We start from the raw sequence: 24,028 nt of genomic DNA, 5'->3' as shown, positions 1-24,028 counted from the left end.
CGCGCATTTGACCGCGGCTTGCCCGGGCACCCGCAAAAGGAGCGCTTGACGGAAGGGCCTGAAATCCCGTCACATTTCGCGGATGCAGCACGACGCGCTGGCGCATACGGAGGATTTCGGGGGGCCGGACCATCACCAGCCCAACCGCGCCTGCCTGCCCGGGCGGGACGCGCCCTATGAGCACTACGCGCTCGGCAAGCCCTATGACGAGATGTTCGCGTCCGACGGCACGGTGCGCCCGCACTACGCCGCGCTGGACGGAAGGCTGACCACGCTCCCCGCCGGGGAGCTCCAGCGCCGCCAGCAGGCCTGCGAGCTCTCCTTCCTGCACCAGGGCATCACCTTCACCGTCTACAGCGACAACCAGGCGACCGAGCGGATCATCCCGACCGATCTTCTGCCGCGCATCGTCACCGCCAAGGAATGGGCCCGCATCGACGCCGGCCTGCGCCAGCGCATCACCGTCCTGAACCTCTTCCTGCGCGACATCTATGGCGACGCCCGCGTGCTGAAGGACGGCATCGTGCCGCGCTCGATGATCTACGGCTCGAAACATTATCGCCGCGAGATGCGCGGCCTTCCCGTGCCGCACGGCGCCTATGTCAATGTCTGCGGCAGCGACCTGGTGCGCAACGAGGCCGGCGATTTCGTCGTGCTGGAGGACAATCTCCGCGTCCCCTCCGGCGTCTCCTACATGCTGGCGAACCGCGACGTGGTGCGCCGGGCCTTCCCGGCGGTGTTCCGCTCCACCGGCGTGCGCGCCATCGAGCACTATCCCAACGAGCTGCTCGCCACGCTGCGCAGCCTGGCGCCCTATCACGACGACGTCTCGATCGCGGTGCTCACGCCCGGCGTGTTCAACTCCGCCTTCTTCGAGCACGCCTTCCTCGCCCGCCAGATGGGCGTCGAGCTGGTGGAGGGCCGCGATCTCCTCGTCAACGACAACGTGGTCTATGCCCGCACCACCTCGGGTCTCAAGCGCATCGACGTGATCTACCGCCGCATCGACGACGATTTCGTCGATCCGCTCATCTTCCGCGAGGATTCCTCGCTCGGCGTGCCCGGCCTGTTCAACGCCTACCGGGCCGGCAACGTGGTCGTCGCCAATGCGCTGGGCACCGGCGTCGCCGACGACAAGGCGGTCTACGCCTATGTCCCGCGCCTGATCCGCTATTACCTCTCCGAAGAGCCGATCCTCGACAATGTCGAGACCTATCTGTGCCGCGAGGAGAAATCGCTGGGTTATGTCCTCGCCAATCTCGACAAGCTGGTCGTCAAGGCGGTGGGCGAGAGCGGCGGCTACGGCATGCTGGTCGGCCCGCATGCGTCGCAGAAGGAGCGCGAGGATTTCGCGCTGAAGGTCAAGGCCGATCCGGACAACTACATCGCCCAGCCCACCATCCAGCTTTCCACCGCGCCGACCTTCGTCGACGGCGGGGTCGAGCCGCGCCATGTCGATCTGCGCCCGTTCATTTTGCACGGCGAGCACACCACGATCGTCCCCGGCGCGCTGACCCGCGTCGCGCTGAAGCGCGGCAGCCTGGTGGTGAATTCCAGCCAGGGCGGCGGCTCCAAGGACACCTGGGTGCTGAGCGAATGATTTTCGTCGCACGCGAAGCCGCGGAGAACGCCGAGGTTTCTACCCTCCCCTTGAGGGAGGGTGGAAATTTGCGAAGCAAATTTCGGGGAGGGGTCGGGCCCCGCAAAGAACCCCTCCCCGACAAATTCTCGCGCGAACGCTGTCGCTACGCGCCGCTTCGAATTTTTCGACCCTCCCTCAAGGGCAGGGTAATTCTTCTCCGCGGCTCCGCGTCTCCGCGTGAGATTTGCGCATGCTAAGTCGGGTCGCGGACAGTTTGTATTGGATGGCCCGCTATATCGAGCGCGGGGAGCACACCGCCCGCCTCGTCGCCGTCAAGCTCGAATCCATGGTCGAGCAGAGCCGCGAGGACGCCGACGCCGCCTGGCACCGCGTGGTCGAGGCGCTGTCGGGCGAGGAGTTCGTGCCCAAGGCGCACGACGCCTATGTCATCACCCAGGACCTCGCCTTCAACCGCGTCAACCCCGCCTCGCTGGTCGCCTCGCTGCGTTTCGCGCGCGACAATGCCCGCCAGGTGCGCGAGCAGCTTTCCACCGAAGTGTGGGAGCACCTCAACAAGCTCTATCTGCGGTTGTCGCCGGTCACGGCGGAGGCGGTGTGGGGCCATCATCCCGCCCGAGTCTTCCGCGAGGCGCTGGAGGATTTCCATACCCTCGAAGGCGTCGTCTATTCCACGCTCAGCCACAACGAAGGCTGGTACTTCATTCAGCTCGGCCGCCATATCGAGCGCGCCCATCTCGTCAGCCGCCTGCTCGACCTGCATTTCCGCAACCTGCCCGGCATCGCCGCGCCGAAATATTTCGACTGGCTGGTGCTGCTCAAATTCTGCTCCGCCTTCGAGCCCTATAGCCGCGCCTACACCGCGCAGATCCGGCCCGAGAAGATCGCCGAATTCCTCGTCTTCGACGGCGAATTCCCGCATTCGGTGCGCTTCTCGGTCGACCGCGTCGTGGATTCGCTCGGCAAGGTCGCCGCCGCCGCGCCGTCCGCGCGCCGCGCCGTGGTGGAGCGCCTGGCGGGCCGGCTGAAGGCCACGGTCGATTTCGGCCAGATCGACGATCTGATGGGCGGCGACATCGTCCCCTTCCTCGCCGACATCACGCGGCAATGCGAGCAGATCCACGAAAGCGTGCACCTGGCCTACATCTCCTACGGCGCGGAGACCGTGCTGTGAAAACGAAGTGCGAAGCCGAGCATTTCCCTCCCCCGCTGTTGCGGGGGAGGTGCCGAGCGAAGCGAGGCGGAGGGGGCTTGTGTGGAGCGGTCCCCCTCCACCGCTTCGCGGTCCCCCTCCCCCGCAACAGCGGGGGAGGAAACGCATCGCGGAGCATCATCTGATGTATTACTCCATCCGGCACATCACCCGCTTCCGCTACTCCGCGCCGATCCGCGAATCGGTGATGGAATTGCGCATGCAGCCGCGTTCGGAAGGACCCCAGTCGCTGCGCAGCTTCCAGATCGCCACCAATCCGCGCGCCCAGCTCTATGCGTATACGGATTATCTCGGCAACGCGGTCTATCACTTCAACGTGCTGCGCGACCACGAGGAGCTGCGGATCGAGGCGCAAGCCGTGGTGGAGATCGCGAGCCTGCCGCCGCTCCCCGCCGCCGCCGATTCGCTCGAATGGGGCCGCTACAATTCCTACAACCTCTCAGACGAGCAGTTCGACCTGCTCGAGCCCTCGACCTTCGCGCACACCACGCCGGCCCTGCGTGCCTTCATCGCCGCCCATGGGCTGGAGAAGCCCGTCGGCGATCCCCTGACCGCGCTCCGCCGCCTGAGCACGACCATCCACGATGCCTTCGAATACAAATCCGGCATCACCGATGCGTCCTCGCCGATCGAGGTCGCGCTCAAGGAGCGGCGCGGCGTTTGCCAGGACTTCGCCCACATCATGATCGCGATCGCGCGTTCCTGGGGCATCCCGGCGCGCTACGCCTCGGGCTATCTCTACCATCGCGGCAGCCGCCAGGACCGCTCCGCCGACAACGCCACCCATGCCTGGATCGAGGCCTATCTGCCCAGCCTCGGCTGGATCGGCATCGATCCCACCAACGACATCGTGGCGGGCGAGCGCCACATCCGCGCCGCGGTCGGCCGCGACTATGCCGACGTGCCGCCGACGCGCGGCACCTACAAGGGCGGCGCGGAGAGCGAGCTTGCGATCTCCGTCGCGGTCGAGCCGACCCAGGCGCCGGTCCGCCACGAGGATTTCCTGCGCGTCGCCCGCCCGATGAGCGCGCCTCGCCCCACGCCGTCGATGCCCGAACACATCTATCACCAGCAGCAGCAATAGGCGCGCCGCTTGACCGGCGCCGCGCCTTGCGCATCAACTGCGCAAAACCAGGGTCTTTGGGGGGCGCCATGCGGGTAAGGACGGTTTCCGCGGCGCTATGCGCGGCGATCCTGCTCACCGCCCCTCCGGCGTTCGCGGCGGATGCCGGTCTGCGCAAGGCCGGCAACATCATAAATATCGCGCTTCCGGTGAGCGCCGCGGGCGTCGCGCTTCTGCATCGCGACTGGAAAGGGTTCGGCGAATTCGCGGTGGCGGCCGGCCTGACGGTCGGCACGACCTATGCCCTGAACCAGATCGTGCGCATCCGCCGGCCGGACCATTCGGATTTTCATTCCTTCGCGCCGCCCGACCTGGCGCTCGCAGATTCCTCGGCGGATTTTCTCTGGGATCGCTATGGCTGGCAGTACGGTATGCCCGCCTATGCCGCGCGTTTCGTCTCGAGCTACGCGCTGACCGACAACAAGAAGAACCACTGGTACGACACGCTGGCCAGCGCCGCGGTCGCCTATGGCTTCAACTACGCCATCGTGACGCGCTACCGCCCCCAACGCTACCGCCTGAGCGTGGAGCCGGAGCCGAACGGCGCCAGCCTCCATTTCGTCATGCAGTTCTGAGGTCGCCGTGAACGCGAGACATCTGCTCGTATTGCTGCTGGCCGCGGGCGTCGCCGGCTGCTCGGTCGACCGGATCGTTTCGACGCCCGACCGGATCATCACCGGCCTCGGGCTGCCGCAGCGCGGCTTCGCGACGAACGCGCTGTTTCCCGAGGGCGATTCCGACAGGCGTCCGGCGAAAGCGGGGGGCTGCGAATCGTCCGGCTGCGCCCAGGCGCCGCAATTCTGCGTCGCGCGCGGCTATGCGCCGGGCACCGCGAGCTACGATCGCTGCCTCGTTTCGGTGACGCAGAATTTGCGCCGGGGCGGGCCTTAGCCCGCATCGGGGGCGACGGGAACGCCGATGTGCACAAGCCGCGCCCGCCATAGGCAGGGGTCCTGCGCGGCGCTATAAAAACCCACGACAGGAACCGGCAGGGAGACATTCGTGAGACTGCGCGCCGCCCTACTCGCCATCGGCCTTGCCGCGCTGCTCGGCGGCTGCACCGAGATGCTTTTCGGCGAGGACGATTCGTCGGCGACGATGGCGCCGAACGGCTGCACGGCGCAGGGCTGTCCGCAGGCGCCCCGCTTCTGCCAGGCGCGCGGCTATCAGCCCGACACCGATGCCTATCGCCGCTGTCTCGTCTCGGTGGAAGACAATCTGCGCAAGGGCCAGTAGCCGGTTCTCCCGCTCGGCCATCCGATCCTGTCATGCGCGCGCTGGCGATCCGGCGACCGACCATGGCCACGTCGCGCGCTCCCACTTATCCCCGCAGCGTTTTCGCGAAAACCAATCGGAGCAGCCTCTTGGCTCGACCGCCTGTCGGATAAGTATTTTTTCCTTAAAAATCGCTTGAATCGCGTGCGCGCCGTGACAATCTTCCTGTCATGACAGACCCGAACGCCGCCGGGCGCAAAACGGACGAACCGAAGCCGCGTTTCGCCGCGGGCCTCATCGAGGCCCGCCTCGAGGCGCAGCTCGACATCCTCACCGAGGGCATGCGCGACGCCCTGAAGCGCGCCAACACCATCCCGCTCGACTACGACGAGAACGGATTTCTCCGCAAAGCCGAGTTCGAAAACGCGATCAACGTCGCCAAGACCTCCGCCAGCCTCGTGCTCGCCCTCGCCAAGCTCAACGGCCAGTTCAATCACGACATCAATGTGCGCCATGTCGCGGCCGACCCCCCACCCCCTCCCAAGGTCTGAGGTTCAATTGGGCAGGCGAACGGGACGCCCGCGCGGCGCGCCGCGGGGAAATCGCAACCGGCTCCGTCACGGGCGCTATGCGCGCGCCGCCCTGGCGCGCCGCGCCGAGATCCGCACCCTCATCGCCGCGGCGAAAGCGCTGATCGTCCAGATGGAGATGATCGCGCGCGCCCGCGCCGCCTGCCGCGCCCGGCTCGCGCGCGATTCTATGCCCGGTTCTTCGCGAAATCCGCCAGCGCATCCGCGACTTGCGGGATCAGGCTCGCCCAGTCGCCGAATTTCTCGGGCGAATAGACATGCGTCTTGCGGTACCAGGGATATTCGTCGGTGCCGAGCTGCGGCCAGGTACGGCCCGCTGTCAGGAACCACACTTCCGTTCCCACCGCCGCGGCATTCGCCGCCGCTGCCGTCGGGGCGGAAATCGCCAGGTCCACCGCCGCCGACAGCGCCGCCGCGCCGTCGATGTCGTCCTTCAGGTCGACGTCGAGCGCATGGATTTCGATTCCGAAGGTCTCGCGCACATGGGCGATCTCCGCCGCCGCGTCGCCGTATTGCAGGTTGACGAAGGTGACGCCCGGCGTCTTCAGGATCGGCGCCCACATGTCGAGCGTCGAGTAATATTTCGCCCGCTTGGCTGCCAGCATCATCGACCGCCAGCAGACGCCGACATAGGGCCCCGGTCCCTTCGCCGCGAGCGCGGCGCGGAATTTCGCGACCCTGCCCTGGTCGGGCAGGATGAACGCCTCGTGCGGGAAATCCTGGATGTCCTTGCGCAGATATTGCAGCGCCGAGCCCATCGGCACCCAATAATCCGGCTCCTGTTTGTCGGTGATGAACTTCACGAAGCGCAGCGGCTTTTCGCCGTCGGGATCGATCAGCGTGCGGTCGTCATAGGTGCCGACCTCGGCATTGGGGAAGGAGCGCTGGAACAGCGGCACGAGCCTCGGATCGACCGCGATCTGCAGCAGCCCCGTATCGCCGACCCGCCGCGCCAGGTCGGGCAGGATGGTGGCGAACATGAACTCGTCGCCCAGTCCCTGTTCGCCGATCACCGCGATGCGCTTGCCCGTCAGGTCCTCGCCCTGCCAGCGCGGCGCCTTGATGAAGTGGTTGATATAGGCGCGGAAGCGCGGCGTGTTGCGGATCTCGAAATCGCGGAAGCCCTCTTCCAGCCGCCCCATGCCGATCAGGCAGATGGCCCGCGAATGCGCCGTTTCGAGCTTCTCGCTCGGATCCGTCGCATGGGCGAGCGCGGTCTCATAGGCGGCGAGCGATTCCTTCAGCATGCCGAGATGCGCATAGGCATAGCCGAGATTGTGGTGCAGCCGCGCGAATTTGGGATCGAGGCGGACGGACTCGTTGTAGAAGACCAGGCTCTCCTCGGCGCGGCCTTCCTCGGCCAGCACGGTCGCCAGCGCGTTCCACAGGATCGGCTCCTGCGGCATGCGGAAGATCGCGGCGCGCAGCGTCTCGATGGCGCGCTCCGGATCGCCCATGTCGCACAGCACCGAGCCCAGATTGTTGTAGCCGAGCGGGCTGTCGGGACAGGCCTCGATATAGAGGCTGAACATCCGCGCCGCGCCCTCGATCTGCTTCAGGTTCCAGGCGATCAGGCCCAGATTGATCAGGAGCTCCGGATCGTCCGGATCGAGCCGGAAGGCGCGCTCATAGGTGACGAGCGCCTTGTGGATATGCCCCATGCGCTCCAGCGCCATGCCGAGCACGTGATAGGCCTTGGCGTTGTCCTCGTCGATGCCGGTGGATTCCAGCGCGAGCCGGCCGGCGCGGACGATGTCGCCACGGCGCCATGCCCGGATCGCGCGGCGCAGCACGCCGTTGGACGTCTTGCGCGCGATCGCCGCGTCGACTTCTTCCTGCAGCAGTTCGAGCTTTTCGATCGCCCGCATCTTGGCGTCCATGCCGACGAGGCTTTCCAGGGAAGGGATGGGGGCTGGCTGCGCCATGGCGGGTTTTCCGGATTTTCCGCGGCGATTAAGACCCGGGTATGCCTAATCCCGCGTAAACGCGAAGGCGCGGATCGCAAGCAGTTTGTTAACCACGCAGCGCTAGTCTCGCCTCTATCGAACGTGTGCCGGTGCTGCCGGGGCACGCTGGGAGACGAGAACGATGCCGCTGAAACTGTCCTTGAAGCCGGGCGAGAAATTCGTGCTCAACGGCGCCGTCCTGACCAATGGCGACAAGCGCACCAGCCTCGTCATCCAGAACAAGGCCTGCGTCCTGCGCGAGAAGGACATCATGCAGCCGCACGAGGCGACCACGCCGGCGCGCCGCATCTATGTGCCGATCATGATGATGTATCTCGATCCCGACGCGACCGAGCAGTACTACAACGAATTCGCGCTGCGCATGACCGAGTTCATGGGCGCCGTCCAGAACCGCCAGACGCTCACCACCTGCATCGAGATCAGCCGGGACGTCATGGCCGGAGCCTACTACAAGGCGCTGATCTTGTGCCGCAAACTCTTCGATTTCGAACAGGAACGCTTGAGCTATGACCCTGAGAGCCTACCAAAATACGCAGCGGGTTACTGAGGATCCGCGGTCGACCGAGTACCGGCTGTTCGGCCAGGTCACCGGCGCGCTGATCGATGCGAAGCAGCGCGGCATCGCCGGCGGACCGCTGGCCGAGGCCATCGACTGGAATCGCACGCTGTGGCGCACCCTCGCCGCCGACTGCATGGACGACCGCAACGCGCTGACCTCCGACGTCCGCGCCAAGATCGTCTCGCTCTCGCTGTGGGTGACGAAGTATTCCAAGCAGGTCACGCGCAACGGCGCCTCGCTCGATCCCTTGATCGAGATCAACCGCACCATCATGCAGGGCCTCCAGGGCGCCGCCTGAACAGGGCCGTCGCACAGGCTTGGGTTAGGGGAAGGGCCGGCGCATGCCGGCCTTTTCCGTTTCTGCCGGGCGGCAAAATATGCCTAACAGCCCCTCGCTTGCCTCGCAGTAATATACAGAGAAAACAACGGCTTAAAAGGTTTCCACCGATCCGTTTTCTGGCATGGCGCTTGCGAAATCCACAGCCGGGGCGCTTGCGCCCTCGACGTGCAGAACGCCGTCACCCACCAGAATGGAATGGAGACAACAATGTCCTTTAGCGTCAACACGAACAGCGGCGCCCTGGTCGCGCTGCAATACCTCAACGCCACGCAATCGCAGCTCACCACGACACAAAACGCGATCAACAGCGGTCTCAAGGTGGCATCCGCCAAGGACGACGGCTCGACCTACGCCATCGCCCAGAATCAGCGCGGATCGGTTGCCGGTTATTCGGCTGTGACAGACAGCCTCAACCGTGGTTCGTCCGCGATCGATGTTGCGCTCTCCGCGGGACAATCGATTTCGGATTTGCTTATCCAGCTGAAGACCAAGGCGCTCGCCGCCGCGGACTCCTCGCTGGACACCGCGAGCCGCCAGGCCCTCAATCAGGACTTCGTCGCCCTGCGCGACCAGATCACGACCATCGTGAAGAACGCCGTCTTCAACGGCGTCAATCTGGTCGACGGTTCGACGAACCAGATCACGGCCCTGGCATCCTCGGATGGTACCCGTCGCATCACGACCTCCGCCCAGAAGCTCGCGCTTTCCGGCACGATCGTGACGCTGCGGACGACCAACACGATCTCGACGCAGGCCAAGGCCTCGACGCTGGTCGCCACCATCCAGGCGTCGCTCACCAACGTGAACTCCGCTCTCGCCAAGCTCTCCGCCGGCGCGAAGAAGTTCTCGATCCAGTCGACGTTCACCAGTAAGCTGTCCGACACGCTGACCGCCGGTATCGGCCAGCTGGTCGACGCCAATATGGCGCAGGAAAGCGCGATGCTGCAGTCCTTGCAGGTCAAGCAGCAGCTCGGCGTACAGGCCCTTGCGATCGCCAATCAGGCGCCGCAGACCATCCTGTCGCTGTTCAAGTAGCAGTGGGGAATTGCGTTTGAGAGCGGCACGGGAATCCCGTGCCGCTCTCGTCTTTTTTTCCATGACCCGGCAATAGTTGCCCCGAACCGGGCAAGTTTTGCCGCTTCGACGGAAGAAAATGCCTAATGCGGACAATGCGCGTCAAATTTTACCGGGCAGCGATTTCCGGGCGCGCTTCGCAATCGATGGTTAGAAATTCCTGAACCGTCTCCGGCACGGCCCTTGCCAACAGGTGAGGGCGGGCAAAAAGCCCGCGAGCAAAATGCTCGACCCACACCAGAACGGAGACAGCCATGTCTTTCAGCGTCAACACCAACTCCGGCGCGCTCGTCGCGCTGCAGTACCTCAACGCGACGCAGTCGCAGTTGAACACCACCCAAGCCGCGATCAACAGCGGCCTCAAAGTGTCTTCGGCCCGTGACGATGGTTCGACCTACGCCATCGCGCAGAACCAGCGTGGCGCCGTCGCCGGCTATTCCGCCGTCACCGACAGCCTCAATCGCGCCACTTCGGCGGTCGATGTCGCCCTGTCCGCCGGACAGTCGATCTCCGACCTCCTGATCCAGCTCAAGACCAAGGCGCTCAGCGCCGCGGACTCCTCGCTGGATACCGCCAGCCGCCAGGCCCTGAACCAGGACTTCGTCGCGCTCCGCGATCAGATCACCACGATCGTGAAGAACGCCTCGTTCAACGGCACCAACCTGGTCGACGGCTCGACGACCCAGATCACGGCCCTGGCGTCCTCGGACGGCACGCGCCGCATCACGACCTCCGCCCAGAAGCTCGCGCTTTCGGGCACGATCGTGACGCTGCGCACGACCAACACGATCTCGACCCAGACCAAGGCCTCGACGCTGGTCGCCACCATCCAGGCGTCTCTCACGAACGTGAACTCCGCTCTCGCCAAGCTCTCCGCCGGCGCGAAGAAGTTCTCGATCCAGGCGACCTTCGCGCAGAAGCTGTCCGACACGCTGACGACCGGCATCGGCAACCTCGTCGACGCGAACATGGCGCAGGAAAGCGCCCTGCTGCAGTCCTTGCAGGTCAAGCAGCAGCTCGGCGTTCAGGCTCTGTCGATCGCCAACCAGGCGCCGCAGACGATCCTGTCGCTGTTCCGCTAGGCCTGAGAGCGGCGGCGCGAAAGCGTCGCCGCTCACAGCGGTTTCGAGGGAGTCGAAGAATCGACCCTTCGCGCCCTGGGGCGTAGGGAATTTATCGAAGGTGGGTAAAAAGAAGCGGACGGCGTCCACGGGACGTCGTCCGTATTCCTTTTGGGTCAGCAGCCGATCAGGCTGAAGCGGAAGCGGCGCGGACCGGTCTCATAGGCCATCGGCTTGCGCGTATCGTCCAATTCCAGCGCCGAGAGGATCAACTGGCAGAACAGCCGCCCGCCGCTGACGCGGTGCGTCAGCAAGCCGAGCAGGCAGGCCGCCGACCGATCGACGTCGACCCGGATTCGCGTAGCGTCGTCGCCGATCTCGGCCCAGCCTTCGGTCATGCCGAGACCTTGCGACGAGGACACCAGGAACGACACCGGCGCGCCATGCTCGACCGTCTGGCCTGCGAGGTCGAAACGTTCTGCCGCATGGCCGCCATTGTGGGTGGTCAGGAACAGGCGCGAAAGATCGAACGCCTCGCCCAGAAGTGTGACATGGCCGAGGCGCAGGCTGCCCTTGCCCCAATCGGACCAATGGAAAGTCAGCTCGAAATCGATGCGCGGCGCGCCGGCCGCGAAGCGCAGGGTCTTCTCGATGGTGCCTTTCGGCGTGTCGATCCGGCCCGACACGATCACGTCGCCATCGTCCGCGGTCTGCATGCGCGTGGCGGCCCAATCGAGGTCGGTCGCCTTATGTTCGCCCGGCGCCTCGAAGACGCAGTCGCCCGTATACCAATCGGCCTGAAGCGCAATATCGTCGAAATGCCCGTGCGGTACGCCGCCGAGCGATGCCACGGCATGGCCGGCGAAATGGACGCTGTCAAGCGCCAGGCCGCGGCGGCGATCGAGACGCGCCGTCACCTGTCCGGTTTCGATCGCGATAAACCGGTCTTCGACCGTCACGCCTTCCGGCGCGGCCAGCGCCGGCGCCGCCGGCACGGCCCAGCGCGTCTCGGCCTCGCGCAGCCTCGCGCAAAAATTCGTCCAGCGCGTCTCGGTGATATGGGTGCGGAAATCGCTGGACCACAGATAGCAGAGCTCTTTCCAGGCGTCTTCGCCGGCTCCGTCCAGCCCGCGATAGATGCGCTGGCACGCGGCGTTGACGCCCAGATCGTCGCGACCGGTGACTGACCAGCGCGCCACATTGTATTTGCGCTGCTTCTTCACCGGGATCGGGCTCGCCGCCGTCTCCAGCCGCAGGCTTTGTCCGGCATTTGCCGTGTCGCGCAGCGCAAGCACTTCGGACGGCGAGACCAGCGCGAATTCGCCCGTCAGCCGCGCGAAGGCTTCTTCCATCCGTGCCCATTCGCTCTCGCCGGTCAGCTTCTCTTCCGTCTTGTAGCGACCGGGACGAAAGTCGAAGATCTCGGCGTCGCTGGCATAGACGCAAAGGGCGCGCCGACCCGTCGCCTGCCGTCCGCGGATATAGTCCAGATAGGTCTCGATGCCGATGTCGCGGTGCACGACGCGCTGCATCTTCTGGAACGCCACGGTGCTGGTCCACACGAGCCCGATGGAGCGTCCGTCGGCGCCCAGTGCGCGCTGCGGCAGGTAACGCGTTTCGGCCGGCCACTCGGGATGCGCGGTGCCCGGGTTGTCCCAATCCATCGCCAGCGCGGCATAACCGGCATCGAGATAGAGCCCGACAAGGCCGGCGGAATAGGCCTGTTCATTGACCAGCGCCAGCGTCGGCCGCGTCCCCAGCAAGTCCTCATAGACGCCATTGCCGATGCGCAGATTGGCCTCGGTGACGCGCGCCGGCACCAGCGGCCCGATCATCTGCGAATAGCCGGAGCCGATCAATTCGACGCGCCCGCCAGCGATCAGCGCGCGTGCACGCCCGATCCATTCCGGATCGCGCTTGGCGATCTCTTCGAGCGTGTAGCCTGTCGCCTCGATGCCGATGGGTCCGAACCGCTCGGCCAGGCGCAGCAGCGGCCAGTAGCAGCGCGCGATGACATCGTCGCGCTGCTCCTCCTCGATGGAGGAGAAGGCGAGATTGAGATGAAACAGCGCGAACAGCTGAAGCGTGCCCGCGGCGGCCGCCAGCTCGCGTCTTTGCAGAGGGGCGTTCATGCGGTCACGATCTTCAGACAGGCGAGCGCATCATTCGCCGCCGCCAGTGCTGCTTCGCGCGACGGCCCGACCGTCAGCACCATCGCCGCCGAGGGGCGCTTGTCGCCGGCATCGGGAATGACGTCGCCCGGCTTGGCGGTCACGATCACATCGGCGACGCCGGCGATCCGGCGCGCCTCCTCGGCGCCCTCGATCGCGACCACGCGCCCCGCTTTGGGAAAGGCATAGCGCTGGACGACGGGCGTGAAATGCTTGGGCTCGAGGTCGTCCGGCGAAACCGCCTCGCCAAGCGCGATCCGGATCGCCGCGCCGACGAAGTCGACGCCGGTATTGAGCGGGATCTCACGCGTGCAGAAGAACCCGCCCGAAAGCCGCGCCGCCAGCTCGATGACACAGGGCTCGCCCTTGTGCACCACGATGTCGCCCTTGACGGTGCCGTTCGTGATGCCGAGTGCCGCGGCAGCGCGCGCCACGACATCCTTGACCTTCTGCTGGATGTCCGCGGGCAGACGGCTCGGAAGATCTCCGCCGTTCTCGATGAAGAACGGTGCGTAGCGTTCGAGATATTCGTAATTGCGGTCCGAGAAACCCGGCGTGAAGCAGCGGCCGTCGACGATCACGGATTCGGTGGAAACCTGGGGGCCGTCTAGATATTGCTCCACCATCACGCGCTCGCTGGGCGAATGCGACCGGGCGAACAGGAAGGCCTTGTCGAGATCGGCGACCTGCGCCACGCGCTGCACGCCGCGGCTGCCGCGCGAATCCACCGGCTTGATCACCAGGTCGCGGCCGCGTTCGATCGCGACGCGCTGCAAGGCCTGCGGCGTCGGGATTTCGGCGAACCACGGCACCGGAACGCCGCAGTCCGCGAAGCGCCGCTTCATCGCGAGCTTGTCGCAGGCGAGTTCCGCACTGGCGAGCGAGATGCCGGGAAGGCGCAAGCGCTGCGCCACCGTCGCGGCGGTGACCGGCGCGTCGGCGGCGACGCAGATCACGCCGTCGATCTTGCGGATCTTGCGGCTATAGCGTTCGGCAGCGGCCGCCGTCTCGGTCGGGCCGTAGACATCCGCGATCAGACAGGAATCGGCGAAAGCAAAGCCCGGCGCCTGCGGGTCGCGGTCGGAGACCACGACGGTGTGTCCCATTTCCTTGGCGCGTCTGGCGGCGTCGGCCGCCTCGATCCCGCCGGACACGATGAGGAGCGTCTTGCCGCTGGAAGCCATCAGAAATATAGCCCGCCATTGACGTTGATGGTCTGCGCCGTGATGTAGGACGACGCCTCGCTCGCCAGAAACACGACGGCGTCGGCGACCTCTTCGGTGCGGCCCAGCCGCTTGAGGATGATGCCCTCCGCCGCCTTCTGCACGCTCGCCGCTTGAAGCCCGGCATTGCCCATGTCGGAGGCGATCAGACCCGCTGCCACCACGTTGGAGCGCACATGCGACGCCGCGCCGAACCGCGCGATGACCTGCGCCAGCGAGATCAATCCGGCTTTCGACGCGGCGTAGTGCGCCGTGCGCGGCCCGCCATACTGCCCGCTGACCGAGCCGATATGCACGATGGAGCCGCCGCCGGCCTCGCTAAGAAGCGGCAGAAAGACCTGGGCGCAGATGAATGGGCCCTTGAGATTGGTCGCCAGGATCGTGTCCCAGTCGGCGTCCGCGATCCTGTCGAAATCGGTCGGCTTGTTGATGCCGGCATTGTTCACCAGAATGGAGATCTTGCCGAAAGCGCGCGCACCGCGCGCCGCCGCCTCGACGCTGGCGCGATCGGTCACGTCCATCGGCAGCGCCAAGGCGCGGCGTCCAGTCTTGACGATGTCTGCCGCGACGGCGTCGGCCTCGTCGCGCTTCTCGCGATAGGTGAAGACGATGTCCGCGCCGGCATTTGCCAGGCCAAGCGCGATGGCGCGTCCGATCCCGCGGCTGCCGCCGGTGACGACGGCGTTCTTTCCGGCAAGCGAGAACCGACTCATGCGTTGCCCGCCTTCCGTGCCAGCACCGCACGTGCCGCCGCGGCGATGTGCGGCGCGGTCAGGCCGTACAATTCGGCCAGTTCCTCCGGCTCTCCCGAGGCACCGAACACGTCCTTCACGCCGACGAATTCGATGGGTGAGGGCCGTGAACGGGCCAGCGCCTCGGCGACGGCGCTGCCGAGCCCGCCATGGACGTTATGGTCCTCGGCTGTGACGAACGCGCCGGTCTCTTCGGCGCAGCGCACGAGCAGATCGGCGTCGATCGGCTTGATCGTCGCCATGTTCACGACGCGGGCCGAGATATTCTCCTGCGCCAGAAGCTCCGCGGCGTCGAGCGCACGGGCGACTTCCACGCCGCAGGCGACGATGGTGAGGTCGCCGCCGTCGCGCACGATCCGGCCCTTGCCGATCTCGAAGGCGTGGTCGTCGCCGAACAGGCGCCTGGACGCGCTGCGGCCGGTGCGCATATAGACGGGGCCGTCGAATTCCAGGATGGCGCGGGTCGCGAGCGCCATCTCGGTCGGATCGGCCGGCGAGATCACGGTCATGCCGGGAATGGCGCGGAACGCCGCGAGGTCTTCGAGCGCCTGGGCCGAGCCGCCGTCGGGTCCGACGTCGAGCCCGGGATGGCTGGCGACGATCTTGGCGTTGCGCCGCGCATAGGCGAGCGACAGCCGCGCCTGTTCTACGGCGCGCAGGCAGAACACCGCGAAGGTCGTGACTACGGGAATGAACCCGGTCGCGGCCAATCCGCCGGCCGCCGCCATCATGTTCTGCTCGGCGATGCCGAATTGCAGCAGCCGCTCGGGATGGCTCTTGCGGAAGTGATGCACGCCCGTGCCGCCGGCGATGTCGGCGTCGAGCACGACGACTTTGGGAAATTCGTCGGCGAGAGCGGACAGCGCCTTGCCGAACGCCTCGCGCAGGCTGTCGCCGCTGGTGCCGATCAGTGCGGGCGCGTTCCCGTCCTCGTGCAGCGAAGCGGTAGGCCTATTAGTGCCCATCGAGCAGTTCCTTGATCTCGGCGCTCTTGGCGCCCAGCGATTGCAGCGCGTCCTCGGCCTGCTCGCGTGTCAGCTTCACGCTGCCGTGCCAGGCCGCGACGTCTTCCATGTATTTGACGCCCTTGCCCTTGATCGTGTTGGCGATGATCACCGAAGGGCGGCCCTGGGTGATGCCGGCGCGGCGGAAGGTCGACAGGATCTCGTGGATGTCGTGGCCGTCGATCTCGGCGATCGCCCAGTCGAAGGCGCGCCACTTCGCCGCCAGCGGCTCCAGCCGCATGATCGCCGAGTTACGGTTGTCGCTCTGCAGCTTGTTGTAGTCGATGATGACGCAAAGATTGTCCAGGCAATGATGCGCCGCGCACATCGCGGCCTCCCACACCTCGCCCTCCTGCAACTCGCCGTCGCCGAGCAGGGCGTAGACCCGCGCCGAACTGTTCTTCAGCTTCAGCCCCATCGCCATGCCGAGCGCAACTGAGAACCCCTGGCCCAGCGAACCCGTGCTGGTCTCGACCCAGGGCAGGTCGAGCACATGCGGATGGCCCTGGAACGGGCTTCCCAGCTTGCGCAGATTGAGCGCCGCTTTGGCGTCGCAGAAGCCGTATTGCGCTCCGGCCGCGTACAACGCCGGCGCGGCATGGCCCTTGGAGAGCACGAAGCGGTCGCGCTCGAGATCGTCAACGGCGTTGGGCCAGAAGTTCAGCTCAGCGCCGAACAGGCAGGCCAAAATGTCGGCACAAGATAGTGCGCCGCCCGGATGGCCCGAGCCCGCGTGATAGATCGACGCGATGGTATGCCGGCGCACGAAGGCGGCGGCCTTCGCAAGCTGGTCCTCCAGATCCTGCGCCGCGGTGCGCGGCGCCTCTTCGGTGATGGACCTGAGGGTCAAGGCCATGGGAGCTCCTATGCCGCGGCGCGCGCCCGACTCATCAGGTCGGTATAGAGGATGATCTCGGCGCCCGGCGTCAGCTTGTTGACCTCCTGCGCGATCTCGCTCGCGAAGTCGCGGCTCATCACCACCACGACGCCGGGCTTGGCGGAGGCGAGGCCTTCGGGTCCGGTCAGGGCGCAACCATGGCGTTCGCCGACATGGGCCTTCAGATGCTTGTCGACCAGCACGGCGAGCGAGCTTGCGTCGAACTTGCCATGGGTCACCAGGCTGTCGAACAACCGGCCCGCGCCCCACATCGCGACGCGCCGCGGCGCCAGGCTCAGCAATTCGGTCGCCGCCGCCGTCAGCGCGGCGAGATTGCGCGCGCGGCCCGCGACATAGGTCGCGATCAAATCGCGCGCTCGGCTGACCTCGCCGAGATTGATGCCGGCGTTGGACGGCGTCTTGCCGTTCTTTTTGGCGACGAAGAACAGGTTGCTGCGGTCCTTGGCGTCGGGCCGCTCCAGAATCGTAAAGCCAGAAGCTTCGAGCATCCGCGTCAACGTCGTTTCCGAGAAATGATAGAGATGCTTGTCGATGAACCATTCTTCGACGATGTCGTCGCTGGCAAGAAGAGCGGTGTTTGGCGCGTCCAGCACCAATATGCCGGCGTCCTTCAAGATGCGGTGGTGATCGGCGAGCGTGGCGGCCGGATGGACCAGGTGCTCGATCGTGTGGCAGGAATGGATGGCGTCGAACCGGCCCGTCTCCAGCGCGACGTTCTCGATGCGCTCGCGGATCAGATGGGTGTGCGGAAGTCCGGCGCAGTTCGCGGCCACCCGTTCGTCGGGCTCGACGGCAACGAGATGTGCGTCTGGTGCGGCGTCCAGGAAGGCGCGGGCGAAACTGCCGCGGTTCGATCCCACATCGAGCAATGTGAATTCGGTTGCGAAGTCGCGATGCCGGCGCAGCGCCTCGATCGCGATCTGGGTGCGGAAACCCTTGCCATAGCGGACATTGCCCCAATCGGCGCCGCCGGAGACCGCTGCCGGCGCGCGCGCGGCGCGGTCGATGCGCGGCAGGCTCTGCAGCAGCCCGCAGACCGTGCACAGATAGACGGTCAGTCCGCGCATCGATTTTTCCGGCTTGTAGATCGGCTCGAGCGCCGCGCGTTGGCAGATCTCGCAGAGGTCGCTCATGGAATGGCCCGATGAAATAGTCCGGTAACCATCATCGGCGCTTCTTGGTTAATAATTCATCACGTACTCGGCACGTTTTGCATAGCCGAGGCGCTCCATCATACCGCCCGCGATGGCGTCGAAACGGGCCCGCTCGGCGGGCTCCAGCAGCCGGTCTTCCGGCCGGTTCACATTGTGCGGCCGGGCGAAGGCCGCGAAGGCGGCATCCGAGAAGGGCAGGTCGAGAAAATCGTACACCTGCTCTACCGCACCGGGGTCGTCGTGCAGATCTTCCAGACGCACGAACATCTGCCGCCCGGCCGGCAGACGCGCGAACTCGTTCAGGATGACCCGGTTGATCTCCGCCCAATGCCAGCAGATGCGCTCGAACTGGTTGAAGCAGCGGAAACCCCGAGACGTCGGATCGGCCTTGCGTGGCACCGGCCACCAATATTTCTTCTCGGGCGGCGGCGCCGGAGCATGGGCGGGGTTGTCGTAGTGGGCCTGAAGGATGCGGGTGGAACGGTCGTCGTAGCATTCATCGCCGAGCTTGCGGAAATAGGACCCGGCGACCTTGCGGCCGTCGCGCACCAGGTGGACGAATTTGGCCGAAGGCAGCGCCTTCGCCAGGTCCGGAATGAGCCAGGACAGCTTGTTGGACGAATCGCCCCAATGCCGGGCCTCGCTGTAGCCGACCGCCGCGACATGCGTTTCGCCCAGTATTTTCAGCGCTTCCGTATCATCGACGAGGCTAAGATAGCGCCGCACCGCGAGCGGCTGGGTGATCTGCACCATGTATTCGTGATGCATCTCGACACCCGGCTCGGCCGACAGCGCCTTGTGCAGCATCGCCGTGCCGGAGCGTCCGCTCGACACGACGAAGAAGGGCTGCGTCACGTCGCTCAAGACTTGACCGCGATCACGACTGCTTCGCGGCCGATGCCGGCCTCGGCCAGCGCGCGATAGAGGCCGCGCCGCGTTTCCTTCAGGCCGGCGGCATCCAGCGCAAGGTCGAATTTCTTGCGCTTGTTGTGGCAGGCGCGGCCCAGCGCCGGATCGGCGCGATAGTTGTCGCCCATCAAAAGGAACGCCTCCATCGGAAAGCTCGTCGTCTTCTCCGCGATATCGAAGCCGAGGCGTTCGAGCAGGTTCGCCAAAGTCGCGAAGTCGAAATAGTTCAGGTGGTGCGGCGGCGCGATCCACCAGTCCCCGGTCGCGGCCGTCGCGGCGGCGGCGATCTGGAGCGGCGAGAAATCGTTCGGCACGGTGACGCAAAGCGCGCCGCCCGGCTCCAGAATATCCCGCGCCGCGATCAGGACGGCGATCGGATCGGGCACGTGCTCCAGCACGTTGTTCAGGCTGATGGCGTCGAACCGGCCGAGCCAGGATGCGGTCTCCGGGCCGAAGAAGCCCTCGATGATCTCCAGGCCCAGGCCGCGCGCATGCGCTGCCGCCTGGCGGGACGGCTCGATTCCGACCGTCTGCCAGCCTCGATTCTTCGCGGTTTGCAGGAAGAAGCCCGGTCCCGACCCGACATCCAGAAGCCGCCGCCGTCCCGGTCCCAGGATGCGTTCCAGGCTTTCCAGCCGATCCTGCTGGGCGAGTTCGCCCCATTGCTGGTCCTCGCCGGCATGGGCAAGGAAGGCGGGCTTTTCGTCGCTGTAGTATGTCTCGCGGTATTCGCGTTCCAGGTCGGCCGCGCACGGCAACGGCACGGCATGGCGGAACCCGCACATCTCGCAATGGATGATGTCGAAGCCGGCCTTGCGCGCGACGCGCGGCCCTTCATGGTCTGCCCATGCGATGCTGATTTGCGCGACTTCTGCGCCCATGGCGGCCCCTCGTTAACGCTCTTTTAGCCATGACCGATTTAAAAACGGTTAAGACACATTCAGATGGCCGACGCATGACCGCCCCGCCGATTTTCATCGCCGAAGCCTCCAGCAACCACGATCGCGATCTGGGCCGGGCGCTCGCCTTCGTCGACGCGGCGGCGGATGCGGGCTGCGACGCGGTGAAATTCCAGCTCTTCAAGATCGACCGGATGTTCGCCCCCGAAATTCTGGCGCGCAGCGAAAAGCACCGGGCGCGTCGGCAATGGGAGCTGCCGCAGGCCCATCTGGCGCCCCTGGCGGAGCGCTGCCTGGCGCGCGGCATCCAGTTCTCCTGCACGCCCTTCTATCTCGAAGCGGTCGAGGAACTGCGGCCTTTCGTGTCTTTCTACAAGGTCGCGTCTTATGAGCTGCTCGTGACGCCGCTCCTCGAAGCCTGCGCCAGGACGGGCAAGCCCGTCGTCCTGTCGACCGGTATGGCGACGATGGAGGAGATCGCCGCCGCCGCGAATACGCTGAAGCGCGCCGGCGCTGCCGAGATCACGCTCCTGCACTGCGTCTCGGCCTATCCGACGCCGGCCGCCGAGGCCAATCTCGCCGCGATCGCCGCGATTCGCGACGCCACCGGCTGCAAGGTCGGCTGGTCCGACCACACCCGCCGTCCCGCCGTGATCGAGCGCGCCGTGCACCACTGGAACGCGGCGGCGGTCGAATTCCATCTCGACCTCGACGGCGAGGGCGCCGAATACGCCGCCGGCCATTGCTGGCTGCCGGGCGAGATCGCGCCCGTCATCGCCCGCATCCGCGAATCGATGATCGCCGACGGCGAGGGCTTCAAGGGCCCGCAGCCCTCGGAGCTGGCCGACCGCGATTGGCGCGCCGATCCGTCCGACGGCATGCGTCCGCTGCGCCGCATTCGCGCCGAGTGGAAAGGCGCCGCGTGAGCGAGCATCTGCGGATCGTCGCCATTATCCAGGCGCGCATGGGTTCGACGCGCCTTCCCGGCAAGGTGCTGCGCCCCATCGCGGGCCGTCCGCTGCTCTGGCACATCGTCCATCGCCTCAAGAAATCGCATCTGATCGAGGACGTCGCCGTTGCCACGACGACGAATGCCGCGGACGATGCCATCGTCGAATTCGGCCGGGAAAACGGCATCGCCGTGATCCGCGGCCCGGAAGACGACGTGTTGGCGCGCTTCGCCCTCGCCGCCGAAGCGACCGACGCGGACATCGTGGTCCGCGTCTCCTCCGACGCGCCCTTCATCGATTCGGGTTTCATCGACCACCTCCTGACCGCGATGATCGCGCAGGGCGGCGACTACGTCCTGATGGAGGACGGCGCCCACACAGCGCATGAGGGCGTCGATCCCTTCACCCGCCGCGGTCTCGACAAGCTTATGATGGACGCACGGGACGACGCCGTCGCGCGCGAGCATGTCACGGGCTATTTCAAGCTGCGTCCCGATTTCGTGCCCATTGCCCGCGCGCCCGCCTATCCAGAACTCGCCCGCGAAGGCGGCCGGCTCACGATCGACACGCCCGACGATCTCGCATTCATCGAAGCTGTACATGCCCGCCTGGCGGCCAAGGCGGGCGAGGCCTCTCTCGCCGATATTCTATTGCTGCTCGAGCGCGAGCCTTCGCTTCGCCGCATCAACGCGCATGTCCAGCAGAAGCGGATCGCGGCGCAGGGCGGCCTCGCGCTCATCCGCTGCGACGGCGGCGGCAAGTTCGGCTATGGCCATGTCAAGCGCATGGTGGCGCTGGCGCGCGCGCTGCGCGACCGCGAAGGCGTCGGCGCCATATTCGCGCTGAACGGTACGGAGGATGCGTGTGAACCGGTCCGACGCGCCGGCTTCGCCGTGACGACCGGAGAAACGCTCGACTCCCTTGTGGACAAGCACGCACCCGATCTCCTGCTGCTCGATTGCCGCGACGGACCGGATCGCGCGGAAGTCACAGCGCTGGCCTCGCGCGTCGCGTTGACCGCGCTGGTTGATGACGGTTCGGACCGCCGGCTCGCCTGCGATCTGGCGTATTATCCGCCCGTGCCACAGGCCGCGGCGCTGGATTGGAGCGGCTCGCATTGCAACCCGCGCGTCGGCTGGGAATGGTCGTTGCTGGGCTCCAGCCAGACCGCGATGCCGCTGCGAAAGGTCTCCGGCCGGCCAGTGCTGCTCGTCACCATGGGCGGCAGCGACCCGCTCGGGCTGACGCTGCGCAGCGCCCGCGCGCTCGCCAAGCTCGATCCCGCGTTCCGCGCCCGCTTCGTCATCGGCCCCGGCATGGTCGACCGCGCGGCAATTGCGCGCCAGATCGTGGGACTCAACCGCAATTTCGAGACGATCGAGGGCGCCGACGACCTCGCGACCGAATTCGCCGGCGCCGATCTTGCGCTCGCCGCCTTCGGCGTGACGGCTTATGAACTCGCGGCCGCCGGCGTGCCGGCGCTTTATCTCTGCCTGACCGAAGACCATGCCGCCTCGGCCTCCGCCTTCGAGCACGCCGGCATGGGTGTCTCTCTCGGCGTCGCAGCCGACGTCAAAGACGATGCCGTCGCACGGCATGTGTCGAAGATGCTCGGCGATTCCGGCAAGCTGCGCGAGATGCGCGCGGCGGGACTGATGACCATCGACGGCAGCGGCGCGGCGCGCATTGCGACCGACCTGGCGCAGGCGCTCGAAGCCAGCCGCAGGACGCGCCTGTCTACAGCGTCGCGTTGATCCGCTCCAAAGTGCGTTCGAACGCACTGGTCCAGTCGCCGCGCGACGCCGGCATCATCAGTTCGCAAGCCGGTGCAAAGGGTTCGCGCGGCTGGCCGAGCGCGGTCCAGCTCGTGTCGTAGAGAATCTTATACGTGTCCACGCCGGTGCCCGCCGCCAGCCACGATACCGCGGTCGGCGCCGAAACGACGGCGTCGAGCGACGCCAGCAAGGCCGAGGTCCGATCGAGGTCGTTCTTCTGGTCAAGACCTTCCAGCACGACAATCGGCCGTCCGCTCATGTCCGCCAGGGCCTCGATCTCGTCGGTGCCGGCGTCGTATTGCACGCTGACCACCGTTCCCGGCAGTTTCGCGATGAACCCCGCCCAGGCCTCGCGTGGCGCATATTGCAGCGCGCGGTGGCCCGCGACATTGCCGCTCCGCCAGCACACCCCGATATGCGGCCCCGGACCGACGCTCGCGAGAATGCCGCCGAACTGGGCCAGCGTCAGCGGATCGGGCCTCAGGAACGCATTGTCCTTTGGAAAATCCTCGGTGCTGCCGCGCAGCACTTTGGCGATGCTCCCCATCTCGATGAAGGCGTTCGCGCCGCCGGCCTGCTTCAGCCAGCCATAGCGCGACCGCGTGATCCCGCCGCGCGTCTCCACGTCCCAGGCATGCACCGTCACGCCCGGAAAGGATCGTGCGAACAGATCGGCCAGCCGCGGCTCGCATTCGAGCAGGATCGCGCCGCCGTCACGCGCCGCGCGCTCGGCAAGGTCGGGGATCATGCTCGCGAACATGATCTGGTCGCCGACGCCCTGTTCGGCGGTCACCAGAAGCCGCGTACGCTTCAGTCCGCCGCCGCTCCAGCGCGTCAGTTTGTGATCCGGCACCGGCGCCTTGCCCGGTATTTTCAGCCGCGCGGCGTAGTCGCGCCAGCCCTCTTTCACATTGCCCCTGAGCAGGTGAAGGATGGCGCGGTTCAGCCGGGCCTGTGCGTTGTCCGGCTCGCGCGCGATGGCCCGCCCGTAAAGCGCCAGCGCGGCGTCGACATCGCCGTCGTCGGTCAAGATATCCGCCAGGTTGACGAGCGCCGGCGCGTAATCCGGCCTGAGCGCCAGGGCCTCGCGATAGTGCTCAGAAGCTCGCGTGAAGTCGCCCATTTCGCGATAGGCCGAGCCCAGCGTCAGCCACAGCTCCGGCGCCTCGGGTGTCCGTGCCAGCGCCGGCGCCAGCAGGGCCTCGGCGGCGGCCAACTGCCCTTGCGCCCGCAACAGATTGGCCAAGCAGACAAGCGCCTCGAGACGCGCCGGCTCCTGTGCCAGCACGCGGCGGAAGAATTCCTCGGCTGGCTTGGCCAGTCCCAGCGCTCGCGCCGTATTGCCGAGCGCGAACAGCACGCGGGAATCGTCCGGTCTTGCTGCCAGGGCACGTTCGAACTGTTCGATGGCCTCGCCGTGGCGGCCTTGGCCGGATAGGTGGAGACCGTTTTCGTACGGATCGGCGGGCAGGGGGGCGTGCATGGCGTGAACTCTCGCGCATCGGCCGTTAAGGCCCGATTAAGCACGTCCGGGCCGCTCTTAGCACGCTT

24 protein-coding genes are annotated in these 24,028 nt (G+C 66.3%); 13 read left to right on the top strand and 11 right to left on the bottom strand.

All coding sequences use genetic code 11. The features are described 5' to 3' along the window. Nucleotides 1-82 precede the first annotated feature (82 nt). The 7 genes from WDN01_16040 to WDN01_16010 all read left to right on the top strand — a co-directional run bounded on the left by WDN01_16040 (nucleotide 83) and on the right by WDN01_16010 (nucleotide 5,702). Nucleotides 83-1,600, top strand: a complete 1,518-nt coding sequence (locus WDN01_16040) for a circularly permuted type 2 ATP-grasp protein (protein ID MEJ0027536.1) — start codon at nucleotides 83-85, stop codon at nucleotides 1,598-1,600. Nucleotides 1,601-1,832: 232 nt separating this feature from the next. Then, complete coding sequence (locus tag WDN01_16035; GenBank protein MEJ0027535.1) at nucleotides 1,833-2,774, top strand: alpha-E domain-containing protein; 942 nt, start codon at nucleotides 1,833-1,835, stop codon at nucleotides 2,772-2,774. 163 nt (nucleotides 2,775-2,937) lie between these two features. Further along, nucleotides 2,938-3,897 (top strand): transglutaminase family protein, encoded by a 960-nt coding sequence (locus tag WDN01_16030; GenBank protein ID MEJ0027534.1) that lies wholly within the window; start codon nucleotides 2,938-2,940, stop codon nucleotides 3,895-3,897. Between the two features lie 68 nt (nucleotides 3,898-3,965). Beyond that, nucleotides 3,966-4,511, top strand: coding sequence for a hypothetical protein (locus tag WDN01_16025; GenBank protein ID MEJ0027533.1), 546 nt, complete (start codon nucleotides 3,966-3,968; stop codon nucleotides 4,509-4,511). Nucleotides 4,512-4,518: 7 nt separating this feature from the next. Further along, complete coding sequence (locus WDN01_16020; GenBank protein MEJ0027532.1) at nucleotides 4,519-4,827, top strand: hypothetical protein; 309 nt, start codon at nucleotides 4,519-4,521, stop codon at nucleotides 4,825-4,827. A 111-nt stretch (nucleotides 4,828-4,938) separates the two neighbouring features. Continuing rightward, on the top strand, nucleotides 4,939-5,172 hold the full coding sequence (locus WDN01_16015; protein MEJ0027531.1) for a hypothetical protein: 234 nt from the start codon (nucleotides 4,939-4,941) through the stop codon (nucleotides 5,170-5,172). Nucleotides 5,173-5,381: 209 nt separating this feature from the next. After that, nucleotides 5,382-5,702, top strand: a complete 321-nt coding sequence (locus WDN01_16010; GenBank protein ID MEJ0027530.1) for a hypothetical protein — start codon at nucleotides 5,382-5,384, stop codon at nucleotides 5,700-5,702. A gap of 206 nt (nucleotides 5,703-5,908) precedes the next feature. Here the strand turns inward: WDN01_16010 and WDN01_16005 are convergent, their stop codons facing one another. Then, on the bottom strand, nucleotides 5,909-7,666 hold the full coding sequence (locus tag WDN01_16005) for a tetratricopeptide repeat protein (protein ID MEJ0027529.1): 1,758 nt from the start codon (nucleotides 7,664-7,666) through the stop codon (nucleotides 5,909-5,911). Between the two features lie 163 nt (nucleotides 7,667-7,829). Between WDN01_16005 and flbT the strand changes: the two genes are divergently transcribed. The 3 genes from flbT to WDN01_15990 all read left to right on the top strand — a co-directional run bounded on the left by flbT (nucleotide 7,830) and on the right by WDN01_15990 (nucleotide 9,642). Then, nucleotides 7,830-8,255 (top strand): flagellar biosynthesis repressor FlbT, encoded by a 426-nt coding sequence (gene flbT, locus WDN01_16000; GenBank protein ID MEJ0027528.1) that lies wholly within the window; start codon nucleotides 7,830-7,832, stop codon nucleotides 8,253-8,255. Next, nucleotides 8,215-8,565 carry a flagellar biosynthesis regulator FlaF gene (gene flaF / locus WDN01_15995; protein ID MEJ0027527.1) on the top strand — a complete coding sequence of 117 codons (351 nt, stop codon included), beginning with the start codon at nucleotides 8,215-8,217 and terminating at the stop codon, nucleotides 8,563-8,565. Before flbT ends, flaF begins: the two co-directional genes overlap by 41 nt. Nucleotides 8,566-8,814: 249 nt before the next feature. After that, nucleotides 8,815-9,642 (top strand): flagellin, encoded by an 828-nt coding sequence (locus WDN01_15990; protein MEJ0027526.1) that lies wholly within the window; start codon nucleotides 8,815-8,817, stop codon nucleotides 9,640-9,642. Nucleotides 9,643-9,790: 148 nt separating this feature from the next. Here the strand turns inward: WDN01_15990 and WDN01_15985 are convergent, their stop codons facing one another. Continuing rightward, nucleotides 9,791-9,952 carry a hypothetical protein gene (locus WDN01_15985; GenBank protein MEJ0027525.1) on the bottom strand — a complete coding sequence of 54 codons (162 nt, stop codon included), beginning with the start codon at nucleotides 9,950-9,952 and terminating at the stop codon, nucleotides 9,791-9,793. On the opposite strand from WDN01_15985, the gene WDN01_15980 reads away from it, so the two are divergent. Next, nucleotides 9,936-10,763: a flagellin gene (locus WDN01_15980; protein ID MEJ0027524.1), complete on the top strand. Its 828-nt coding sequence runs from the start codon at nucleotides 9,936-9,938 to the stop codon at nucleotides 10,761-10,763. The genes WDN01_15985 and WDN01_15980 overlap by 17 nt on opposite strands. Nucleotides 10,764-10,918: 155 nt before the next feature. Here WDN01_15980 and WDN01_15975 read toward each other — a convergent pair whose 3' ends face one another. From WDN01_15975 to WDN01_15940, 8 genes are read right to left on the bottom strand one after another with little or no spacing between them, the layout of a single operon-like run. Beyond that, nucleotides 10,919-12,874 carry a hypothetical protein gene (locus WDN01_15975; protein ID MEJ0027523.1) on the bottom strand — a complete coding sequence of 652 codons (1,956 nt, stop codon included), beginning with the start codon at nucleotides 12,872-12,874 and terminating at the stop codon, nucleotides 10,919-10,921. After that, entirely contained in the window at nucleotides 12,871-14,097 is a 1,227-nt protein-coding gene (locus tag WDN01_15970) for an ATP-grasp domain-containing protein (protein MEJ0027522.1), read from the bottom strand. Before WDN01_15970 ends, WDN01_15975 begins: the two co-directional genes overlap by 4 nt. Next, nucleotides 14,097-14,849 carry an SDR family oxidoreductase gene (locus WDN01_15965; GenBank protein MEJ0027521.1) on the bottom strand — a complete coding sequence of 251 codons (753 nt, stop codon included), beginning with the start codon at nucleotides 14,847-14,849 and terminating at the stop codon, nucleotides 14,097-14,099. Before WDN01_15965 ends, WDN01_15970 begins: the two co-directional genes overlap by 1 nt. Beyond that, the gene (locus WDN01_15960) at nucleotides 14,846-15,853 is read right to left on the bottom strand and encodes a transketolase C-terminal domain-containing protein (GenBank protein MEJ0027520.1); all 1,008 of its coding nucleotides are present in this window, start codon (nucleotides 15,851-15,853) and stop codon (nucleotides 14,846-14,848) included. The genes WDN01_15965 and WDN01_15960 overlap by 4 nt, the downstream gene beginning before the upstream one ends. Next, nucleotides 15,843-16,748 carry a transketolase gene (locus tag WDN01_15955; GenBank protein MEJ0027519.1) on the bottom strand — a complete coding sequence of 302 codons (906 nt, stop codon included), beginning with the start codon at nucleotides 16,746-16,748 and terminating at the stop codon, nucleotides 15,843-15,845. The genes WDN01_15960 and WDN01_15955 overlap by 11 nt, the downstream gene beginning before the upstream one ends. Before the next feature lie 8 nt (nucleotides 16,749-16,756). Continuing rightward, entirely contained in the window at nucleotides 16,757-17,923 is a 1,167-nt protein-coding gene (locus tag WDN01_15950) for a class I SAM-dependent methyltransferase (GenBank protein ID MEJ0027518.1), read from the bottom strand. Nucleotides 17,924-17,971: 48 nt separating this feature from the next. Further along, nucleotides 17,972-18,799, bottom strand: a complete 828-nt coding sequence (locus tag WDN01_15945) for a sulfotransferase (protein ID MEJ0027517.1) — start codon at nucleotides 18,797-18,799, stop codon at nucleotides 17,972-17,974. Between the two features lie 5 nt (nucleotides 18,800-18,804). Continuing rightward, on the bottom strand, nucleotides 18,805-19,734 hold the full coding sequence (locus tag WDN01_15940) for a class I SAM-dependent methyltransferase (protein ID MEJ0027516.1): 930 nt from the start codon (nucleotides 19,732-19,734) through the stop codon (nucleotides 18,805-18,807). A gap of 74 nt (nucleotides 19,735-19,808) precedes the next feature. On the opposite strand from WDN01_15940, the gene WDN01_15935 reads away from it, so the two are divergent. Both WDN01_15935 and WDN01_15930 read left to right on the top strand, forming a co-directional pair. Next, nucleotides 19,809-20,678: an N-acetylneuraminate synthase family protein gene (locus WDN01_15935; protein ID MEJ0027515.1), complete on the top strand. Its 870-nt coding sequence runs from the start codon at nucleotides 19,809-19,811 to the stop codon at nucleotides 20,676-20,678. Then, nucleotides 20,675-22,456 carry an NTP transferase domain-containing protein gene (locus tag WDN01_15930; protein ID MEJ0027514.1) on the top strand — a complete coding sequence of 594 codons (1,782 nt, stop codon included), beginning with the start codon at nucleotides 20,675-20,677 and terminating at the stop codon, nucleotides 22,454-22,456. The genes WDN01_15935 and WDN01_15930 overlap by 4 nt, the downstream gene beginning before the upstream one ends. On the opposite strand, the gene WDN01_15925 is transcribed toward WDN01_15930, so the two are convergent. After that, nucleotides 22,440-23,960 carry a tetratricopeptide repeat protein gene (locus tag WDN01_15925; GenBank protein ID MEJ0027513.1) on the bottom strand — a complete coding sequence of 507 codons (1,521 nt, stop codon included), beginning with the start codon at nucleotides 23,958-23,960 and terminating at the stop codon, nucleotides 22,440-22,442. The two genes, WDN01_15930 and WDN01_15925, sit on opposite strands and share 17 nt — an antisense overlap. Nucleotides 23,961-24,028: the final 68 nt, after the last annotated feature.

The sequence above is a fragment of the Rhizomicrobium sp. genome (assembly GCA_037200985.1).
Lineage (GTDB): Bacteria > Pseudomonadota > Alphaproteobacteria > Micropepsales > Micropepsaceae > Rhizomicrobium.
The sequence above is the reverse complement of the archived record's forward strand: the minus strand, read 5'-3'. Positions and strand labels throughout refer to the sequence as shown.

What these genes read in the sequence shown, in the direction of transcription:
- WDN01_15925 (MEJ0027513.1), bottom strand. Translation starts at nt 23,960, where the DNA reads ATGCACGCCCCCCTGCCCGCCGATCCGTACGAAAACGGTCTCCACCTA.
- WDN01_15950 (MEJ0027518.1), bottom strand. Translation starts at nt 17,923, where the DNA reads ATGAGCGACCTCTGCGAGATCTGCCAACGCGCGGCGCTCGAGCCGATC.
- flbT (MEJ0027528.1), top strand. Translation starts at nt 7,830, where the DNA reads ATGCCGCTGAAACTGTCCTTGAAGCCGGGCGAGAAATTCGTGCTCAAC.
- WDN01_15960 (MEJ0027520.1), bottom strand. Translation starts at nt 15,853, where the DNA reads ATGGGCACTAATAGGCCTACCGCTTCGCTGCACGAGGACGGGAACGCG.
- WDN01_15965 (MEJ0027521.1), bottom strand. Translation starts at nt 14,849, where the DNA reads ATGAGTCGGTTCTCGCTTGCCGGAAAGAACGCCGTCGTCACCGGCGGC.
- WDN01_16035 (MEJ0027535.1), top strand. Translation starts at nt 1,833, where the DNA reads ATGCTAAGTCGGGTCGCGGACAGTTTGTATTGGATGGCCCGCTATATC.
- WDN01_15980 (MEJ0027524.1), top strand. Translation starts at nt 9,936, where the DNA reads ATGTCTTTCAGCGTCAACACCAACTCCGGCGCGCTCGTCGCGCTGCAG.
- WDN01_15975 (MEJ0027523.1), bottom strand. Translation starts at nt 12,874, where the DNA reads ATGAACGCCCCTCTGCAAAGACGCGAGCTGGCGGCCGCCGCGGGCACG.
- WDN01_16010 (MEJ0027530.1), top strand. Translation starts at nt 5,382, where the DNA reads ATGACAGACCCGAACGCCGCCGGGCGCAAAACGGACGAACCGAAGCCG.
- WDN01_15935 (MEJ0027515.1), top strand. Translation starts at nt 19,809, where the DNA reads ATGACCGCCCCGCCGATTTTCATCGCCGAAGCCTCCAGCAACCACGAT.
- WDN01_15940 (MEJ0027516.1), bottom strand. Translation starts at nt 19,734, where the DNA reads ATGGGCGCAGAAGTCGCGCAAATCAGCATCGCATGGGCAGACCATGAA.
- WDN01_16025 (MEJ0027533.1), top strand. Translation starts at nt 3,966, where the DNA reads ATGCGGGTAAGGACGGTTTCCGCGGCGCTATGCGCGGCGATCCTGCTC.
- WDN01_15990 (MEJ0027526.1), top strand. Translation starts at nt 8,815, where the DNA reads ATGTCCTTTAGCGTCAACACGAACAGCGGCGCCCTGGTCGCGCTGCAA.
- WDN01_16040 (MEJ0027536.1), top strand. Translation starts at nt 83, where the DNA reads ATGCAGCACGACGCGCTGGCGCATACGGAGGATTTCGGGGGGCCGGAC.
- WDN01_15955 (MEJ0027519.1), bottom strand. Translation starts at nt 16,748, where the DNA reads ATGGCCTTGACCCTCAGGTCCATCACCGAAGAGGCGCCGCGCACCGCG.
- WDN01_16005 (MEJ0027529.1), bottom strand. Translation starts at nt 7,666, where the DNA reads ATGGCGCAGCCAGCCCCCATCCCTTCCCTGGAAAGCCTCGTCGGCATG.
- flaF (MEJ0027527.1), top strand. Translation starts at nt 8,215, where the DNA reads ATGACCCTGAGAGCCTACCAAAATACGCAGCGGGTTACTGAGGATCCG.
- WDN01_16030 (MEJ0027534.1), top strand. Translation starts at nt 2,938, where the DNA reads ATGTATTACTCCATCCGGCACATCACCCGCTTCCGCTACTCCGCGCCG.
- WDN01_15970 (MEJ0027522.1), bottom strand. Translation starts at nt 14,097, where the DNA reads ATGGCTTCCAGCGGCAAGACGCTCCTCATCGTGTCCGGCGGGATCGAG.